The following is a 1,476-nucleotide window of genomic DNA, read 5'->3' on the forward strand; positions in this document are numbered from 1 at the left end:
AATAAGTTTGAAAAAGGTGAAAGTATCGAAGTGAATCTGTTTTTAATAACTTGAAAATTAAATTTCCGAAATATGGTTAAAATTTATAATGAATAGAAAAAAATTAAAGATAGTGTAGCAAGCCGACTTATATTAGTCGTTATTAGCAAGCAAAGCGTTCCCTTTCTTCGCAGTTAGGGAGTGCTTTTATGTTGTAAAGCTAAAATTTTTCTGCCGCTTCCAAACATGGATACGTCATAGATATTAGAGAAAGATTACTTTGTGAGAATAATAGATGCAAAATAATATGAGTACATTCCTAATTATCATCAAATCCTTTTGACATTTTGATACACTAGATGAGACAACTTGCCCCTAAAAGGGGGTGGTGCTTTTATGCTTCAACAAATTCTCACGTTGGTTATCGCCCCAATTTTTTGCGGATTGGATCTGGAAATGATTTCTCGTTGGTTAGACGAGAAAGTCGATGACTAAGAGCTAGTTGTCATTAACCCACACGTTCCGAGTCGCAATGAACGAAAAGAAGCCAGACCTATTGGCAGTAGGGCTGGCTTTTGTGCTTCTATGCTCGAAATTCTCACGTTTCGCAAATCTATTTTATCATAGAATATTGAAAAGAACTACCTAGGTCGTTTTTCATATGAAGCGCAACTAAAGATGAACCAAACGGTCCATAATGGTTGCTGTAGCATTGGATCTTTAAAATTTTCTTCCCATTGGTCAAAAGGAAAGATTCGTTGAAATGATCATTTACCCAGTTACTGTTCGCTTTGAGAGTAGAATGAATGAGCTTGATTAAAAGAGACGCAATCAAGCTCATTCAAGGTAGGTGAGTAGAATAGTGAGGTACATATCGAAAATTATTTTACATAATATGGACTCAAATGTGTTTTTCTAACTAGGATACCAGAATAAAGTGCAATATCCAGCAAATCTAATCTGGGTGTTTTTGTTATGTACTAAAGGATAACGTTGACTTATAAGTTAGTTTAAGTTAGTATGTAAATAAGCTTACATCGGCTTAGAGGGAGGCGTATTTATGATTCAAAAGAAAAGGCTTGAGTTAATTTTGGAGGAATTGAAGTCGCGTGGAACTCTTAGTTTGAAGGAAATCGTTACCTTAACAGGTTCTTCAAGAGATACAGCAAGAAGAGATATTGTCAAATTAGCTCAAAATAATGCTATCGATCGCACATATGGTGGAATTAGTTTGCCCAATACCTTTAGTCGTTTAGATGAATATCTTGAACGTACTGAAGATCTTAGTGCTGAAAAAGATATTCTAGCAAAAACTGCTAGTAATTTAGTAAAAGATAATTCCCATATTTTTTTAGATATTTCAACAACGGTCAGTTGCATTCCTAGACATATAAGACCTTATGAGAATATCGTAGCAACGACAAATTCATTAGATATTGCCGATCAACTATTGAGAAATACTAAATGTAAAACTAAGATTTTAGGTGGAACCATCGA

At 34.4% G+C, this 1,476-nt stretch carries 2 protein-coding genes; both read left to right on the forward strand.

The genetic code is table 11. The features are described from left to right. Nucleotides 1-375 precede the first annotated feature (375 nt). Entirely contained in the window at nt 376-474 is a 99-nt protein-coding gene (locus A5870_RS17135; protein WP_123906408.1) for a type I toxin-antitoxin system Fst family toxin, read from the forward strand. 565 nt (nt 475-1,039) lie between these two features. Then, nucleotides 1,040-1,476: DeoR/GlpR family DNA-binding transcription regulator (locus A5870_RS00740; protein ID WP_139843167.1), on the forward strand; the 437-nt coding region annotated here is incomplete at its 3' end.

The sequence above is a fragment of the Enterococcus sp. 2G9_DIV0600 genome (assembly GCF_002140615.1).
GTDB lineage: Bacteria > Bacillota > Bacilli > Lactobacillales > Enterococcaceae > Enterococcus_D > Enterococcus_D innesii.